A 16,437-nucleotide genomic window follows, 5' to 3' on the forward strand; every position below is an offset into this window, starting at 1 on the left:
CCCTCCTCCTCGATCACGATTTCGAACTGGTCTTAAAATAGGACTAGACGGCGTCCAGCGCAACTGGTCTCATTATAAGACCGGATAGCAGTGGAGACTGATAATGACAAACGAGACGATGGCAGGGGTCGGGCCGGCCAGGCGGGGCGATAAGGCGGGCAATAAGCCCAAAGGCGCAGCGGAAGGCGCGCTGTCACCCGCGGTCGTGCTGCTGTTCGCCGTCGCCTGCGGGCTCAGCGTCGCCAACATCTATTTTGCGCAGCCGCTGCTCGACACCATGGCGCGGGATCTTGCCATCACGCCCGCCGTGATCGGCGTCGTCGTGACGCTCACGCAAATCGGCTACGCCTTCGGGCTGACGCTGATCGTGCCGCTCGGCGATCTCTGGGATCGCCGCAGGCTGATCGTCGGCCAGACCGCGCTGTCCGCGATCGCGCTCGCCATCGTCGGCACCGCGCCGAACGCCTTCGTGCTGCTCGCCGGCATGGTGCTGGTCGGGCTGCTTGCGGTCGTGATCCAGGTGCTGGTCGCCTATGCCGCGACGCTGGCCGCACCCGCCGACCGCGGCCGCACCATCGGCACCGTCACCAGCGGCGTGGTGTCGGGTATCCTGCTGGCACGTTTTGCCGCCGGCGCGCTGGCCGATCTCGGTGGCTGGCGCGTGGTCTATCTCACCTCCGCCGCGCTGACGCTGGTGCTGGCGGCGCTGCTGGCGCGCGCGCTGCCGCGGCATGCGCCGCAGCCGATGGCCGGATCGTCCTACGCAAAGCTGCTGCGCTCGACGGTCGCGCTGTTCGTCGAGGAACGGGTGTTGCGCGAGCGCGCGGTGTTCGCGCTGTTGATCTTCGCAAGCTTCAGCGTGTTCTGGAGCTCGGTCGTGCTGCCGCTCGCTGCCCCGCCGCTGTCGCTGTCGCACACCACCATCGGCATGCTCGGGGTCGCAGGCCTTGCCGGCGCGCTGGCGGCACGCAATTCCGGCCAGCTCGCCGATCGCGGCTGGGGCCAGCGCACCACCGGATTGTCGCTGCTCTTGATGCTCGCGGGCTGGGTGCCGATCGCCTGCCTCAACACCTCGCTCTGGCTGGTGGTGGTTGGCGTTCTCATGATCGACTTCGCGGTGCAGGCGATCCACGTCACCAACCAGAGCCTGATCGTCGCCGCGCGCCCCGAGGCCGCGAGCCGGCTGGTCGGCGGCTATATGGTGTTCTATTCGATCGGCACCGGGTTCGGCGCGATCTCTTCGACGATGGCTTATGCCGCGGCCGGCTGGATCGGCGTCTGCGTGCTGGGCGCTGCGATCAGCGCCGTCGCGCTGCTGTTCTGGGTGATCGTGGTGAGCCGGACGCCGGCGCCTGTGGGGGTGTGCTCCGAAGCGTAGGGTACTCAAGCCGTCATTGCGAGCCGCCCGGTCGGCGCGAAGCGCCGCCGGATGACAGGCTCCGCGAAGCAATCCATCGTGCCGCATATGCGGAGCCATGGATTGCTTCGTCGCTTCGCTCCTCGCAATGACGGCGGAGAAAGCGTCACGCCTTCTTCAGCACCGCGACGTAAAACCCGTCCGTGCCGGTCCGGCGCGGCGTCATCAGCAGGCCTTCCGCCGATTGCAGCGCGGCCTCTCCGAACGCCTCGGCCTTGTCCCACAGCACCGATGCGGTCTGCTCCGGCGGCTGCACCGAGAACTCAGGATGCCGCGCGGTAAAAGCCCTGACCTGCTCGCCGTTCTCCTCCGCCAGCACCGAGCAGGTGATGTAGGCGATGCGGCCGCCAGCCTTCACCAGCGGCACCGCGCGCTCCAGCACCTCGGCCTGGTCCTTCAGCCGCACCTCGAGCGCGCCGGGCCGCATCCGCCATTTGGCGTCGGGATTGCGGCGCCAGGTGCCGGTGCCGGTGCAGGGAGCGTCGATCAGCACGAGGTCAGCGGAGGCCTTGATGTCGGACAGCACCTCCTCCTCGCCGCGCGGCGTGCGCACGTCGCAATTGTGCACGCCGGCGCGCGACAGCCGTTCATGGATCGGCGCGAGCTGGCGCTTGTCGCTGTCGGTCGCGATCAGCCGGCCCTTGCCTTGCATCTGAGCTGCAATCGCCAGCGTCTTGCCGCCGGCACCGGCGCAGAGATCGATCACCTGCTCGCCGGGCTTGGCCGCCGCGAACAAGGCGGCGAGCTGCGAGCCCTCGTCCTGCACCTCGATGGCGCCCTTGATGAAATCCTCCTCGGCATGGATGCCGGGATTGCGCGCGTCGGCGCCGAGCTCGATGCGCAGGCCGAGCGGCGACCACGGCGTTTCCCTGGCACCGAGATGCGACAGCCGCGGCAGCACCTTCTCGCGCTTGCCGCGCAGTGTGTTGACGCGCAGATCGAGCGGCGCGCGGCTCGCCATCGCGGTCGCCTCCGCGGCGCGGTCGTCGCCGAACACTTTTGCCAGATGCGCATCGAGCCAGTCCGGATAGTCGCCCGCGACGTGCGCCGGCGCGTCCGTGAGCGTGCGCGTGGCCAATGCGGCCTCCTCGGTCGCGGTCAGCGGATCCGGCGCGAACCGGCCACCGTCGCACAGCGCCGAGATCGTCGGGATATCCATGCCGCGCTCGAGCTTGAGCATGCCGAGCACGCGCGACCGGGCGCTGGAATCGTCCATCAGCCAGGCCGCGGAGGATTGCCGGCGCAGCACGTCCCAGATCAGGCCGGAGATCGCAGCGCGATCGCCGGAGCCGGCATAACGGTGCGCGGTGCCCCATTCCTTCAGCGCTTTCGCCGCGGGAATGCGCTGTGCGTCGATGGTGGCGATCAGCTCGATCGCGGCGGTGAGCCGGGCAGCGGGGGTCATTGATCTCTTTCGGTTGGGCGCATCAGATCAGCAGCAGCAGTCTGAGCGCGAAATACAGCCACATCGCCGCCAGCACCAGCACGCCGGCGAACCAGGCGAGCGAGCGCGCCGCACGTCGTTGGAGGTGACGAACACCGCGGCATGGGCAAACCGCGTCACCACGAACACCCAGGACATCAGCACGATGAACAGATCGGCACGATGCAGCGGCAGCGCAATGGCGATCAGGACATAGAACAGCACCGGCAGCTCGAACTGGTTGGCAAAGCAGTTGCCGAACTTGGTGGCGCCGGCCGGCCAGTTCGGCTCGCGCAGCGCGATATCGGCCATCTTGGTCTCGCCGCTCGTCAACGTCTTTGTGCGCGCCGTCGCCATCGCGAACAACAGCGCGAAGGTGAGCCCAATCTGGATGAAGACCGGCAATAGAACCATTTGAACCGACATCGAGAATCTCCCTCAGCCGCGGGCGCCCGGCCGCCCTCTTAGCCGCCGCTCGCGCCCCTGACAATGAAGCGTGCGCGGTAACCCGTTGAACTATCCTCTGAGCCCGGCTGACCAACTCCCGGGACCAATGGCGGTTTCAGTTCCTCAGGGATGACGCGATGCGCATCAACACCCCGATCCTCGACGGCGCGGCCCTGGCGGCGGCGTCCCTCGGCGATCTCCTCAGCTCCCTGCTGAGGGTGATCGACCCCGTCATCGGCTGGTTCGACGATTCGGCGGATGGCGGGCTCGACATGGTGATGTCGGGGCTCGCCGGCGTCGCCGCGGCGACTGCCGCGCCGACGCCCTCGATCACGCAGCTTGCGATCTAGGGTCAACGGCAACGCTTCAAACGAGACTCTTCAAACAAGACATCAAACAACGCATCAAACAGGGCAGCGAATAAGACGACGAAATCGTCATCGTTCCGACTTCGCGCCGACCTATGCTCCCGGCGAAAGGAGCGATGCATGCCCCAATTTCGCCTGACCCAAATCTCCGACACCCACCTCGCGCGCCGCTTCAAGCCGCTCGTCGACAACTTTCATCGCGTCAGCGAGCACATCGATGCGACGCGTCCCGATCTCGTGCTCAACTCCGGCGACGTCTCGTTCGACGGGCCGACCAGCCGCGACGACATGGTGTTTGCCAAGGAGCTGCACAGCGCGCTGCCGGTCGATTGCCTCTATCTGCCTGGCAATCACGACATCGGCGACAATCCGACTGCGGTCGGCCCGGTTCCGGCGCAACTGCCGACCGAACAAACGCGCGGCGCCTTCACCTCCGTGATCGGCGAAGACCGCTGGCATTTCGACGCCGCCGGCTGGTGCTTCATCGGCCTCAATTCGCTGATCATGAACACCGGCCTCGACAGCGAGGCCGAGCAGTTCGACTGGCTCGCAGGCGCACTCGACAAGGCCGTCGGCAGGCCGGTGGCGCTGTTCGTGCACAAGCCGCTCTATCTCGAGGTGCCCTACGATGCCGAGCGCGTCGAGACCTCGTTCCGCTACGTGCCGCAGCCGGCGCGGCGGCGCCTGATCGAGGTGTTCGGCAAGGTCGATTGGCGCCTGGTCGGCAGCGGCCATGTGCATCAGCGCCGCGACTACACGTTCGAACATGTCCGGCATGTCTGGGCGCCTTCGACCGCCTTCATCGTCCCCGACACGCGGCAGGAGGTGATCGGCGTCAAGGAAGTGGGTCTTGTCGAATACCGCTTCCAGCCGGACAGCTTCGAGGTGCGCCACGTCAGGGCCAAGGGCCAGGTCGATGTCGACCTGGACATGCTGCTCGGCAAAGAGCCGGCCTAACGGCGAAACTCCTTGCCACCGTCATTGCGAGCGAAGCGAAGCAATCCATCGCGCCGCAAGCGGGCAAAGTGGATTGCTTCGTCGCTTTCGCTCCTCGCAATGACGGGGATAGAACGGTGCGCACCGGCTCGGCGGCCTGAGCCGCGTCAGCTCCGCGCAGCGTCGTGCAGGTCCCGCTTGATGACGGTGAGCAGCGCCTGCAGCGAGTCTTTGTTCGGTTGCGGCGCTGCCGGCGCGGGCAGCACGCGAGGCGTGGGCCGCATGAGGCGCGGCGGCTCGGCGGCCGGCTCCTCCTCGACGAATTTTCCATGCAGGACGTCATCGCGGCGGCCCATGACGAACATCGTCGCCCAATAGCCGACGGCGAGAACAATGACCCCGAAAACAATAGCTTCAAAAACCATGGCTACACCTGAAATATAGCCATATTGAATCAACTGCTCCGGGTCCCCGTCAAGCAAATGGGGGCCGAAAAGCCCCCAAAAGCCCGCCAATGTGGCGTTTTTGATACTTTGTTGCGCGGAATGGGAGCTGGAACGCCCCGTTTTGACGCGTTTTCTTGACGCGAAGCGGTACCCATCCCGGATTAAGTCCGGGACAGGCTTCGCTCGAAAACGCTATGCGCTCAGGCCTTGTCGGGCCCGACCCGGACCAGCTGCTTGCCGAAATTGGCGCCCTTGAGCAGACCCATGAAGGCCTCCGGCGCGCTGTCCAGGCCCTCGGTCACGAACTCCTTGTACTTGACCTTGCCCTCGCGCACCCACTGCGACATGTCGCGCAGGAAGTCGCCATGCATGGCGGCGAAGTCGCTGACGATGAAGCCGCGGAAGGTCAGCCGCTTGGTCAGGATCGCGAACATGATCGACGAAGCCCATTTCGGCGCCCGCGCTTCGCGATCGTTGTAGTGCGCGATCAGCCCGCATACCGGCACGCGCGCAAAAGCGTTGAGCTGCGGGTAGACCGCCTCGAACACGGCGCCGCCGACATTCTCGAAATAGACGTCAATGCCTTTCGGACAGGCCTCCTTCAGTTTCGCCGCCAGATCCGGATCGCGATGATCGAGGCAGGCGTCGAAGCCGAGTTCCTTGGTGACGTAGTCGCACTTGTCCTTGCCGCCAGCGATGCCGACCGCGCGCGCCCCCTTGATCTTCGCGATCTGGCCGACCGCCGATCCGACCGCACCGGAGGCACCGGCAACCACCACCGTCTCGCCCGCCTGCGGCTTGCCGATCTCGAGCAGGCCGGTATAGGCGGTCATGCCGGGCATGCCGAGCACACCGACCGCGGTCGAGATCGGCGCGATCTTCGGATCGATCTTGGCGAGCCCCTTGCCGTCGGACAGCGCATGGGTCTGCCAGCCCGCGCGCGACAGCACGATATCGCCCTTGGCAAAGCCGGGATTGTTGGAGGCGATCACCTCGCTCACCGTGCCGCCCTCCATCACGCCGCCGACCGGCACCGGCGCGGCGTAGGACGGGCCGTCGTTCATGCGGCCGCGCATATAGGGATCGAGCGACAGCCAGATGGTGCGGAGCAGGACCTCGCCCGCCCCCGGTGTCGGCGGCGCGTAGTCTTCGAGCCTGAAATTGGCCGGCGTGGGCTCGCCATGCGGGCGCGAGGCCAGAACGATGCGCTTTCCTTGGGACATGATTTTCCTCTTGAGGTGATTGTTCGTGGCGCACACGTAGTCATGCAATCCAGTTCCCTGCAAGGGAGATGGATTTGCTCTTTTCGCGCCGAGTTTGTTTGAAACGGTGTTTGAAATGGTGCCCGTCATATCGGGCACGATGACGCCCGGCCACCGCATCCCCCTCGTCATTTCCCGATGCGCAATTGCGCATCTGAGGGCGTGCGAAGCACGAGCCTGGAATCCATTCATCCACCGACGATGAGATTCGATGGATTCCGGGCTCGGTCCTACGGACCGCCCCGGAATGCCTTCGTGTGAGGCTTACACCCCGACCCCGCTTGCCCCCGTCCTTCTCTGGTTCGTGGCATCCATCTCGCTTCACGACTGTCACGACACACATTGACATAAAACACTTTTTTTGTCAAAGTGCGTGAGTTGTGACGAACAAGCTCACCCACGATGAAGCGGAGGCGCGCCGGCAGAAAATTCTGGCGGCAGCGCGCTGGTGTTTTCTCAACTTCGGCTTCTCGAAGACCTCGCTCGACGACATTGGAAAGCGCGCGGGGATTTCGCGCACGCTGCTCTATCGGACCTTCAAGGACAAAGAGAACATCTTCACCGCGGTCTTCGCCGATTGGCTCATCTCCCGCCATCCGGCTGCGAAGAAAGCTGCCCTCGGCGCCGGCTCGCCGGGCGAACGGCTCCTTGAAGTGTGCAAGCTCATGGTCATTGAACCCTGGGCTGACATGGTCGGAGCGCCGATGGCGGGCGAATTCTTCGACGTCTGCGCGCGCCTGGACCCGCAAATCGAGGCCCGGCACCGCAGCGTGGCCACCGAATGCGTTGCGAGGATCCTCGGCGGCGACGAAGCAGCCGCAGAGGTTTTCGTGCTCGGCCTTGATGGACTTCTCAGCGACGAGCCCACCACGGTGGTGCTGGAGCAACGAGTGCAGCTTCTCGCTGCTCGCTTCGCGCCGCCCAACAAACGAAAGTAATGAGTATGACCAAAGCATGGACGGTGAAGGACATTCCTTCACAAGTCGGAAAACGCATCATCGTGACCGGCGCCAACAGCGGCATCGGCTGGCACGCGGCACTGGAGTTGGCGCGTGCCGGAGCGGAAGTGACGATTGCCTCCCGGAACGAAATGAAGGCCGCCGACGCGGCTCGCCGGATCCTTGCCATCGTGCCGAACGCCAACGTCGACACGGGGAAACTGGATCTGTCGAATCCCAAGTCGGTAAATGCGTTTGCGGAAAGTCAGCTGTCGCTGTCCCGGCCGATCGACGTGCTGATCAACAATGCAGGCGTGATGGCGCTCCCGGATCGCCGGGAAAGCGTCGATGGCCATGAGATGCAGTTCGCGACCAACGTCTTGGGTCCATACCGCCTGACGGCCTTGCTGCTACCCGCGCTGCTGCAATCGGCTGCGCCGCGCGTCGTTACCGTAGCGTCCGGTACCCACGCGATGGGAGGTCCGGTGCCCGTCGCAGATCTCGACTCCAAGCAAAGCTACAAACCGATCAAGGCCTACGCGAAGACGAAACTCGCGAATATCCTGGTCGCAAGGGAGTTGCAGAGGCGCGCCGGAGACCGTTTGCTATCGGTCATCTGTCACCCCGGCGCGGCGAAGACGAACCTTTTTGCCGATACCAGCGCCCTCATGCTGCTCGCGGCGTTCGCCGTCTATCCGTTGGTTCAGAACGCCGCCATGGGAGCGGAGCCGACTATCATGGCTGCAACCTCGCCTGACGTGAAACCGGGCGGCTACTACGGACCCGGCGGCTTCATGAGACTGCGTGGTCATCCGACCGAAGATAAGACGTCGTCCATCGCCGAGAATACCGAGGCCGGCCGCATCCTGGTCGACGAGCTCGAGCGGATATCGGCGATAGGTTTCCCACTCTAACGTCGAAAGGCCACAGCCGCGTGGTCCCCACATCAGAAGGACCGAATCGTTATCCGGAGATTCCGGGTTCGCGTCTTCGACGCGCCCCGGAATGACAGCGGTTGGTGCTTACACCCCGCCCGGATAGTTCGGGGCTTCGCGCGTGATGGTCACGTCGTGGACGTGGCTCTCGCGCAGGCCGGCGCCGGTGATGCGGACGAACTCGGCTTTCTCGTGGAAGTCCTTGATGTCCTTGGCGCCGACATAGCCCATCGCCGCGCGCAGACCGCCGGCGAGCTGATGCATCACGTTGCCGACCGGGCCCTTGTAGGGCACCTGGCCCTCGATGCCTTCCGGCACGAGCTTGAGCGTGTCCTTGATGTCCTGCTGGAAGTAGCGGTCGGCCGAGCCGCGCGCCATCGCGCCGACCGAGCCCATGCCGCGATAGGCCTTGTAGGAGCGGCCCTGCCACAGGAAGACTTCGCCCGGCGTCTCGTCGGTGCCGGCGAGCAGCGAGCCGACCATCGCGATGTCGGCGCCGGCGGCGAGCGCCTTGGCGAGGTCGCCGGAATATTTGATGCCGCCATCGGCAATCACGGGCACGTCAGCCTTCTTCGCCGCCGCCACCGCATCCATGATCGCGGTGAGCTGCGGGACGCCCACGCCGGCGACGATGCGCGTGGTGCAAATCGAGCCCGGGCCGATGCCGACCTTGATGCAATCCGCGCCGGCATCGATCAAGGCCTGCGCGCCGCCCTCGGTGGCGACGTTGCCCGCCACGACCTGCACCGCATTGGAGAGCCGCTTGATGCGGTTGACGGCATTGAGCACATGGCGCGAGTGACCATGCGCGGTATCGACCACGACGACGTCGACGCCGGCATCGATCAGCCGCTCGGTACGCTCATAGCCGGTCTCGCCGACCGTGGTGGCCGCGGCGACGCGCAGCCGACCGTGCTCATCCTTGCAGGCCAGCGGATGCGCCACCGCCTTCTCGATGTCCTTGACGGTGATCAGGCCGACGCAGCGATACTGGTCGTCGACGACGAGCAGCTTCTCGATGCGATGCTTGTGCAGCATCCGCTTCGCCTCGTCCTGGCTGACGCCCTCGCGCACCGTGACGAGGTTCTCGTGCGTCATCAGCTCCGAGACCTTCTGCCTGGGATCGCTGGCGAAGCGCACGTCGCGGTTGGTCAGGATGCCGACCAGCTTGCCCGGCACGTTCTTGGCGGCGCCGGTGACGACCGGAATGCCGGAGATGCCGTTTTCCTTCATCAAGGTCAGCGCGTCGGCGAGCGTGGCGTCGGGGCCGATGGTCAGCGGATTGACCACCATGCCGGATTCGAACTTCTTCACCTGCCGCACCTGCGCGGCCTGGCCGTCGGGATCGAAGTTGCGGTGGATGACGCCAAGGCCGCCGGCCTGCGCCATCGCGATCGCCATCCGCGCCTCGGTGACGGTGTCCATCGCGGACGCCATGATCGGAATATTGAGCGAGATCGCGAGGGTGACACGCGAGCGAATATCGACTTCCGAGGGAAGGACGTCCGACAGACCGGGCTTCAGAAGCACATCGTCGAACGTGAAGGCTTCTCGGATCGCCGGAAATCCCGTGGCCATTGCCAACTCCTTATCTGCGGCCGCAACCGCAATGGGTCTTACGGATGAACGCCGCCTACGGCGACGCTCGCTGCGTCACCGTCGAATCGGTGCCCATCGGTGGGGTTGACGCTGGTCGATAGCATGGCGGCATGACGAATCAAAGTGTTTGCCAGCCATGCACAGGCTTTTTACGGCCCCCGGTAGCCCCGCTTAGCGATATCCCTGCGGCGGCCCGTACCGGCGGATCGCCTCGACCATCTCGCGGTGGCGCCGGTCCTCCCGCTTCATGTGGACCGCGATGACCGCATGGGCCGACGGCACCAGCAGCAAGATATGGAAAAATAGCCCGAAAATCGCGCAAAACACGATCAGGACCAGATTGAGGATGGCCGAAAACGGCTGTCCGTTCAGGAGCAGCCCGATCGGCGGCAAGAGAGCGGCAAGGACGTAGATCACGGCGGGCACCTCTAAACGCGGGCGGATGCATACCAGCGTCACGCTGGATTTAGGGCGTTTGGCCGGTTCCGCAATAGCGCCGCTCGGGGCAGGATGATATGGCCCCCTCGCCCGCCTTTTTCAGCATAGCTGTCCTATTTTGATGAACAAACAACGCCTGATCCCGCTCATCGTGGCCACTGCCCTGTTCATGGAAAACATGGACTCCACGGTGATTGCGACCTCGCTGCCGGCGATCGCCGCCGATATCGGCACCAGCCCCCTGACGCTGAAGCTTGCGATCACGTCCTACCTGCTGTCGCTCGCGGTGTTCATCCCGGCGAGTGGCTGGACCGCGGACCGCTTCGGCGCCCGCATCGTGTTTGCCGGCGCGGTCGCCGTCTTCATGCTGGGCTCGATCGGCTGCGCGCTGTCCTCCTCGGTGACCGATTTTGTGTTCGCCCGCATCCTGCAGGGCCTCGGCGGGGCGATGATGACGCCTGTTGGGCGATTGGTGCTATTGCGCTCGGTCGACAAGAGCGCGCTGGTCAACGCGATGGCCTGGGTGACGGTGCCGGCGCTGATAGGCCCGGTGATCGGGCCGCCGCTCGGCGGCTTCATCACCACCTATTTCTCCTGGCACTGGATTTTCCTGATCAACATCCCGATCGGGCTGCTCGGCATCTTCCTCGCGCTGAAATACATCGACCCGATCAAGAGCGAGGCTCCTGAGCGTTTCGATCTGATGGGACTCGTGCTGGCCGGCATCGGGCTCGCCGGCATCGCCTTCGGGCTGTCGGTCGCCGGCCTCAATCTGTTGCCGTGGCCGATCGTCGCCGGATTGGTCGGCGTCGGCACGGTGTCGATGACGCTCTATGTCATCCACGCGCGGCGCACCGGTTCGCCGGTGCTCGATTTCGGACTGCTGCGGCTGCCGACCATGCGGGCGTCGATCGTCGGCGGCTTCATGTTCCGGCTCGGCATCGGCGCGCTGCCGTTCCTGCTGCCGCTGTTGATGCAGGTCGGCTTCGGCCTGTCGCCGTTCCAGTCCGGCCTCGTGACGTTTGCATCCGCGGTCGGCGCCATGGGCATGAAAACGCTGGCGGCGCGCATCATCAAGGCGTTCGGCTTCCGCAATATGATGACGGTGAATGCGGTGGTCAGCTCGGCCTTCCTCGCCGCCTGCGCCCTGTTCACGATCTCGACCCCACTAATGCTGATCTTCACCATCCTGGTGGTCGGCGGCTTCTTCCGCTCGCTGCAGTTCACCGCGATCAACACGGTCGCCTATGCCGAAGTCGAGCCGCCGCAGATGAGCCGCGCCACCACCCTCGTCAGCGTCAACCAGCAGCTCGCGGTGTCGGCTGGCGTCGCGGTCGGCGCGTTCTCGGTCGAAACCACGCTGGCGCTGCATCACCAGACCGAACTCTCCGCCGATGTATTCGGACCGGCCTTCATCGTGGTCTCGTTGATCTCGGCTGCGTCGGCCTGGTTCTTCTGGCAGATGCCGGTCGACGCCGGCAACGAGATCGCCGGCCGCAAGGCGATCGATATCTCCAGCCGCAAGGGCGCCGAGAAGCGCGCCGCCGCCGAAGCCGTCAAGGTCGCGACCGAGGACACCCAGAACGCGCGGGATCAGCGGCTGGGGTAGTCGATCGAGCGAGCTGTTCGCGAGGCACGGTACAGGCCGCTAAGGATGGCCGGTCATTCCGGTTGTCTGTTGTCGATCCGGACGTTCAACAAGTTCGTATGTAGGAACGTGGGTCGCTTCCAGCCACGATTCCAGCGCTGCTCCGCAGACCGTGCAGATCGCGTCACCCGTGTGCGGCACCAAGAACTTCTCTTCAGTGCGTCTGTACTCGGCGCCGCAATTGCATTGAACAATTGTCGCCATTGCCAGGATATGCGCCTGGGAAGGTCGGTTTACCAGCCCTTTTTTCTTTCATCAAACGGCCCCAGTGCGCGAAACGCTACTGCACCAAGGCCGCCAACCCAGTGGGGGTTTTCTCCCGGTGGGGCTTGGGGGGCTCGGGTGCCGGGAGCAGGGATTCGACTCCGGCCGTGCTTCCAGGTTCCTTGCCGACCGCGTTGAAATGTTCGCCTGCGCGAATCCCATCTGGAACGCGCCGGGTCCTGCAAAAAAATCACCGCGAGAGTCAGAAAGCGAACGGAAGCGCCGCCGCCGCTCCTGCATAGTTCGGCTCAAGCGGGCACGCAGCGGCGCCGCATCAGCAGAAATCAATGAGGAGGAAGCGCTCCGGATTCCCTTCCGTGGCGTCCGTGCGCCACGGAAGGCCCGGTTTTCATTGATCGAGTTTCGCTTGAAAGGATCAGAGCCAGTGAGTGACGCGAATACGAACGAAGTGAACGGCAATCCGAAAGTCGGCTTTGGCCTGCCCCTGTTTGCCTTCCCCAAGGCCTTCCAGGGCATCGCCGAGCAAAATGCGACGCGGGCCAAGGAGCAGTTCGAGAAGGTCAAGGAAGCCTCGGCCGAAATCTCCCTCCTGCTCAGGGAAGCCTATTCGATCAACGCAACCGGCACCGCGGATTACGCCGCCAAGCTGGTCGAGATCTCGAACACCAACTCCAGTTCGGCCCTCGCCTTCGTGACCGATCTTGCCGGCACCAGGTCGCTGTTGGAAGCGATCCAGCTTTCGGCCGAGCATGGCCGCAGGAATTTCGAGGTCGCCACCGCGCAGAACAAGGAGCTTTGGGAGCTCACCAAGAAGGTCGCGACCGAGACCTCCGAACCGCTCAAGAAGAGCCTTGCAAGGGCGTTGAAGACAGCTTCCTGAGAGCAAGCCCCCCGCTCCCGGAGCCCCGGCTGGAACGAGCGTCTCCCACAAGAAGGGACGCCGTCCAGCCGAGGGGTGCGGATCCAGCAATACCTGACAATGGAGGAGGACGCCGTGGGCGTGATCATGATCAGATGTCCGCGGACAGGCCGCGCGATCACAACCGACAAGAAGGCCGACCGCGAGACATTTCGCTGCAGCACGGTGTTCTTTTCGCGCACCTATTGCACGATCTGCCGGGCCACCCACGAATGGTTTGCCAAGGACGCTTGGGTCGACGACCCCGGCGAGCGGATGCTCGAGGCGTCCTGACAGCCTCGCCCGCCTGACAGGTTGATCAATGGCTGCGTGATCGCGAGGCCCCCGCCACACGCGGATGTGCCTGAACCTTGTCGCCATTGGCCCATGGTTGAGCGTGCGAACGCTGCGGCCCATGCGCCGCGGCTCCGCGACCGGACGGTTTCAATCCTTCGGCCGAAACGATGCGATCGATCCTGTCTCGCATGATTTCGTAACATTCGCAGGCCGCCGCTTCGAGGCCCTGCCTGTCGACCTCGATCGAGCTGCGTCGGTTGGACCGGATCGCCCCCGATGCGCGAAGCTTCTGCACGACGTGGGTTACGGTCGTTCGCCTGACGCCCAGCAATTCCGACAGCGTCTCCTGCGTCAGCGGGAGTGCGTCCTGGCCGATCTGGTCGTGAATCTGCAGCAGCCAACGGGCCAGACGGGCTTCCACCGAGTGCAGCGCATTGCAGGCCGCCATATGCTGGAACTGCACCAGCAACGATCGCATATGGAGCTGCACCGCGTCCGCGAGCGCATGGCTTCGCACGAGCGCAGCCTGAAACCGCGCCGGCGAGATTTGCCATGCCGTGCCTGCGACGCGAACCACCGCCGTCATCGGCGAACGTATCGTCCGCAGAGTCGACAGGATGCCGGCCGCGCCCTCATTGCCGACCATCGTGGTCGCGACAGCCTGTCCGTTCGGCATGTCCATGACGAACGCGATCAATGCCGTGCACGGGAAGTAGATCTGCTCGACGGGATCGCCCGACCGCACCAGCACGAGGTCGCGTTCGAGCGATGTCTTGCGGAGATGAGGCACAAGCAGATCGATATCTGCGGGCGGCAGCGCAGCCAGAAGACGATTTCCTATGCGCGTCCTGTACTCCATCACGGGACCTCTCCCCAGACGGAGGCGCGGCTCGTTGCACAGATTCCGCGGGCGTCAGGCTGAGATACGCAACGAACAGACCGCGCCGGGAAGGTAGAATACGCCGCAGGGGAAAGAGTTCCAACAGCTTCAGCTTGGTCCGCGCCCCCTTCTTCCGAGGCTCCCCCCACGCATCGCCGGACCGCGGTCGTGCCCAGCCGGAAGGCAATCCATCCCACCGCGCATCTGGATGGATTGCTTCGTCGCTACGTTCCTCGCAACGGCTGCTGCCCGCGAAACCCGGTCGCCAGCACATAGCGCTCCGAGGAGTCCTGCCGGCTGGCCGCCGGCTTGACGTGGCGGACGGTGGCGAAATCGCGCTTCAGCTGCCCGACCAGCTCGGCATCGGCGCCGCTCTGGAACACTTTTGCCAGGAAGGTACCGCCGGGATTGAGCACCTCGCCGGCGAAATGCGCGGCGGTCTCGACCAGGCCGATAATACGCAGCTGGTCGGTCTTGCGATGGCCCGTGGTGTTGGCTGCCATGTCGGACATCACGATGTCGGCGCGGCCGCCCATCATCGCGATCAGCTTCTCCGGCGCGTCCTGGTCGAGGAAGTCGAGCTGCGCGAAGATCACGCCGGGGATCTCGCCCATTTCAAGGAGGTCGATCGCGACCACCTTGCCCTTGCCGTCGGCGGCACCGGTGCGCTTGGCCGCGATCTGGCTCCAGCCGCCGGGCGCAGCACCGAGGTCGACCACGGTCATGCCCGGCTTGAGCAAGCGATATTTGTCGTCGAGCTCGAGCAGCTTGAAGGCCGCGCGCGAGCGGTAGCCCATCGCCTTGGCCTTGGCGACATAGGGATCGTTGAGCTGGCGCTCGAGCCAGAGTTTTGACGACAGTTTTCGCTTGCCGCCGCTCTTGACCGTGACGTGCAGCCGCCCGGTGGTGTCTTTAGCCATACTGGTTCTCTGCTCCCTCGCCCCGCTCTTGCGGGGAGAGGGTTGGGGTGAGGGGCTGTTTCCGCAATGAAGGTGAGAGATGGGCTCGTGGAGAGTCCCCCTCGCCCGGATCGCATTGACATGCAATCCGGCCTCTCCCCGCAAGCGGGGCGAGGCAAGAGAAGCTCTAGCACGCCCGCAGCGCGCCGTCCTCGCGCATCATCTCGACCAGCATGCCCTCGCGCAGGCCGCGATCGGCAACCCGGAGCCGCGGCATCGGGAACGCGTTGCGGATTGCATCGAGGATCGCGCAGCCGGCGAGCACGAGGTCGGCCCGCTCGACGCTGATGCAGTTATTGTTGACGCGCGCCTCGTAGCTCATGCCGAGCAGCTTCTGGATCGTCGCTGACACGTCGCCATCGTTCATCCAGATGCCATCGATGCGGCGGCGGTCGTAGCGCGACAGATTGAGGAAGACGCCGGCGAGCGTGGTCACGGTGCCCGAGGTGCCGAGCATGTGCATGTCGCGCAGGTCCTTGCCGTGCTCGGCCGCGAACGGCGCGACATGCCGCGCGACCTCATCGATCATCTGCGCATACAAATCCCGGGTGACGTTCCTGCCGCCGAAATGCTCGGCCAGCGTCACGACGCCGAGCGGGATCGACATCCACGCCTTGATGCGCGGCGGCGCGTCGGGTGCGGCGGGATCGCGCTCGATCCGCACCAGCTCGGTCGAGCCGCCGCCGATGTCGAACAGGATGGCGCCCCGCCCCTTCGGATCGAGCAGCGGCGAGCAGCCGATCACGGCGAGCGTCGCCTCGGTCTCGCGATCGATCACCTCGAGCTCGATCCCGGTCGCGGCCGCGACGCGGGCGCGAAAGCTTTCGGCGTTGCCGGCGGCGCGGCAGGCCTCGGTGGCGATCAGCCGCAGCCGGCGAGCCTTGCGATAGCGGATCTTGTCGCTGCAAATGGCGAGCGCTGCAATGGCGCGCTCGATCGCCGCTTCGCTGATCGAGCCGGTCGCGGCGATGCCCTCGCCGAGCCGGATGATCCGCGAGAACGAGTCGACCACGCGGAACCCGTCGCCAGTGGGACAGGCTATCAACAGCCGGCAATTGTTGGTGCCAAGATCGAGTGCGGCGTAGACGCCAGTATCCGCGGCTGCCGCAACCAACCCTGACGGGGCTTCGCCGGCCGGAGGGCCGTCGCAAAGCCGCACATGGTCGTTCATCAAAACTGTCTTTCCGCAGGACCCCAAGGTGGATCCATCAGGATCCTTGGGCCCGCCGAATAATTGTCGTTCACAGAAACTTTAGCAGCGTCAAAGCCCTGCGCAAACTCCGTTCACATTGGGTCCATGCCCAATCGGGCGTTGTCGTTA

At 64.9% G+C, this 16,437-nt stretch carries 16 protein-coding genes and 1 pseudogene; 8 read left to right on the forward strand and 9 right to left on the reverse strand.

Going from position 1 to position 16,437, the window contains the following annotated elements; genetic code table 11:
* Positions 1 to 103: 103 nt before the first annotated feature.
* Complete coding sequence (locus FBZ93_RS02925; protein ID WP_246667337.1) at positions 104 to 1,378, forward strand: MFS transporter; 1,275 nt, start codon at positions 104 to 106, stop codon at positions 1,376 to 1,378.
* Positions 1,379 to 1,523: 145 nt separating this feature from the next.
* Here FBZ93_RS02925 and FBZ93_RS02930 read toward each other — a convergent pair whose 3' ends face one another.
* Both FBZ93_RS02930 and FBZ93_RS02935 read right to left on the reverse strand, forming a co-directional pair.
* Positions 1,524 to 2,822, reverse strand: a complete 1,299-nt coding sequence (locus FBZ93_RS02930; RefSeq protein WP_146984463.1) for an RsmB/NOP family class I SAM-dependent RNA methyltransferase — start codon at positions 2,820 to 2,822, stop codon at positions 1,524 to 1,526.
* 22 nt (positions 2,823 to 2,844) lie between these two features.
* A pseudogene (locus FBZ93_RS02935) lies at positions 2,845 to 3,266 on the reverse strand (MAPEG family protein).
* A gap of 158 nt (positions 3,267 to 3,424) precedes the next feature.
* On the opposite strand from FBZ93_RS02935, the gene FBZ93_RS02940 reads away from it, so the two are divergent.
* Both FBZ93_RS02940 and FBZ93_RS02945 read left to right on the forward strand, forming a co-directional pair.
* Positions 3,425 to 3,637, forward strand: coding sequence for a hypothetical protein (locus FBZ93_RS02940; RefSeq protein ID WP_146984464.1), 213 nt, complete (start codon positions 3,425 to 3,427; stop codon positions 3,635 to 3,637).
* Between the two features lie 138 nt (positions 3,638 to 3,775).
* Entirely contained in the window at positions 3,776 to 4,612 is an 837-nt protein-coding gene (locus FBZ93_RS02945) for a metallophosphoesterase family protein (protein WP_146984465.1), read from the forward strand.
* Positions 4,613 to 4,758: 146 nt separating this feature from the next.
* Here FBZ93_RS02945 and FBZ93_RS02950 read toward each other — a convergent pair whose 3' ends face one another.
* Positions 4,759 to 5,016 carry a hypothetical protein gene (locus tag FBZ93_RS02950; protein WP_146984466.1) on the reverse strand — a complete coding sequence of 86 codons (258 nt, stop codon included), beginning with the start codon at positions 5,014 to 5,016 and terminating at the stop codon, positions 4,759 to 4,761.
* Between the two features lie 221 nt (positions 5,017 to 5,237).
* Positions 5,238 to 6,260: an NADP-dependent oxidoreductase gene (locus tag FBZ93_RS02955; protein WP_146984467.1), complete on the reverse strand. Its 1,023-nt coding sequence runs from the start codon at positions 6,258 to 6,260 to the stop codon at positions 5,238 to 5,240.
* A 419-nt stretch (positions 6,261 to 6,679) separates the two neighbouring features.
* Here FBZ93_RS02955 and FBZ93_RS02960 point away from each other — a divergent pair, with 419 nt between their 5' ends.
* Positions 6,680 to 7,237, forward strand: a complete 558-nt coding sequence (locus FBZ93_RS02960; RefSeq protein WP_146984468.1) for a TetR/AcrR family transcriptional regulator — start codon at positions 6,680 to 6,682, stop codon at positions 7,235 to 7,237.
* Between the two features lie 5 nt (positions 7,238 to 7,242).
* Positions 7,243 to 8,151: an oxidoreductase gene (locus FBZ93_RS02965; protein ID WP_146984469.1), complete on the forward strand. Its 909-nt coding sequence runs from the start codon at positions 7,243 to 7,245 to the stop codon at positions 8,149 to 8,151.
* 108 nt (positions 8,152 to 8,259) lie between these two features.
* Here FBZ93_RS02965 and guaB read toward each other — a convergent pair whose 3' ends face one another.
* Positions 8,260 to 9,750 (reverse strand): IMP dehydrogenase, encoded by a 1,491-nt coding sequence (gene guaB / locus FBZ93_RS02970; protein ID WP_146984470.1) that lies wholly within the window; start codon positions 9,748 to 9,750, stop codon positions 8,260 to 8,262.
* Between the two features lie 192 nt (positions 9,751 to 9,942).
* Positions 9,943 to 10,188: a hypothetical protein gene (locus FBZ93_RS02975; protein ID WP_146984471.1), complete on the reverse strand. Its 246-nt coding sequence runs from the start codon at positions 10,186 to 10,188 to the stop codon at positions 9,943 to 9,945.
* Positions 10,189 to 10,330: 142 nt separating this feature from the next.
* Between FBZ93_RS02975 and FBZ93_RS02980 the strand changes: the two genes are divergently transcribed.
* The 3 genes from FBZ93_RS02980 (at position 10,331) to FBZ93_RS02990 (ending at position 13,274) form a co-directional block, all read left to right on the forward strand.
* Positions 10,331 to 11,818 carry a DHA2 family efflux MFS transporter permease subunit gene (locus FBZ93_RS02980; RefSeq protein WP_074128288.1) on the forward strand — a complete coding sequence of 496 codons (1,488 nt, stop codon included), beginning with the start codon at positions 10,331 to 10,333 and terminating at the stop codon, positions 11,816 to 11,818.
* 688 nt (positions 11,819 to 12,506) lie between these two features.
* Complete coding sequence (locus FBZ93_RS41205) at positions 12,507 to 12,962, forward strand: phasin family protein (RefSeq protein WP_246667338.1); 456 nt, start codon at positions 12,507 to 12,509, stop codon at positions 12,960 to 12,962.
* A 114-nt stretch (positions 12,963 to 13,076) separates the two neighbouring features.
* Positions 13,077 to 13,274 carry a hypothetical protein gene (locus tag FBZ93_RS02990; protein ID WP_146984473.1) on the forward strand — a complete coding sequence of 66 codons (198 nt, stop codon included), beginning with the start codon at positions 13,077 to 13,079 and terminating at the stop codon, positions 13,272 to 13,274.
* Positions 13,275 to 13,299: 25 nt separating this feature from the next.
* Here the strand turns inward: FBZ93_RS02990 and FBZ93_RS02995 are convergent, their stop codons facing one another.
* The 3 genes from FBZ93_RS02995 to FBZ93_RS03005 form a co-directional block, all read right to left on the reverse strand.
* Complete coding sequence (locus FBZ93_RS02995) at positions 13,300 to 14,136, reverse strand: Crp/Fnr family transcriptional regulator (RefSeq protein ID WP_349643253.1); 837 nt, start codon at positions 14,134 to 14,136, stop codon at positions 13,300 to 13,302.
* Between the two features lie 245 nt (positions 14,137 to 14,381).
* Positions 14,382 to 15,077: an RlmE family RNA methyltransferase gene (locus FBZ93_RS03000; RefSeq protein ID WP_146984475.1), complete on the reverse strand. Its 696-nt coding sequence runs from the start codon at positions 15,075 to 15,077 to the stop codon at positions 14,382 to 14,384.
* A 166-nt stretch (positions 15,078 to 15,243) separates the two neighbouring features.
* The gene (locus FBZ93_RS03005; protein WP_146984476.1) at positions 15,244 to 16,287 is read right to left on the reverse strand and encodes a Ppx/GppA phosphatase family protein; all 1,044 of its coding nucleotides are present in this window, start codon (positions 16,285 to 16,287) and stop codon (positions 15,244 to 15,246) included.
* Positions 16,288 to 16,437: the final 150 nt, after the last annotated feature.

Origin of the sequence: Bradyrhizobium macuxiense, assembly GCF_007993935.1 — a bacterium.
Lineage (GTDB): Bacteria > Pseudomonadota > Alphaproteobacteria > Rhizobiales > Xanthobacteraceae > Bradyrhizobium > Bradyrhizobium macuxiense_A.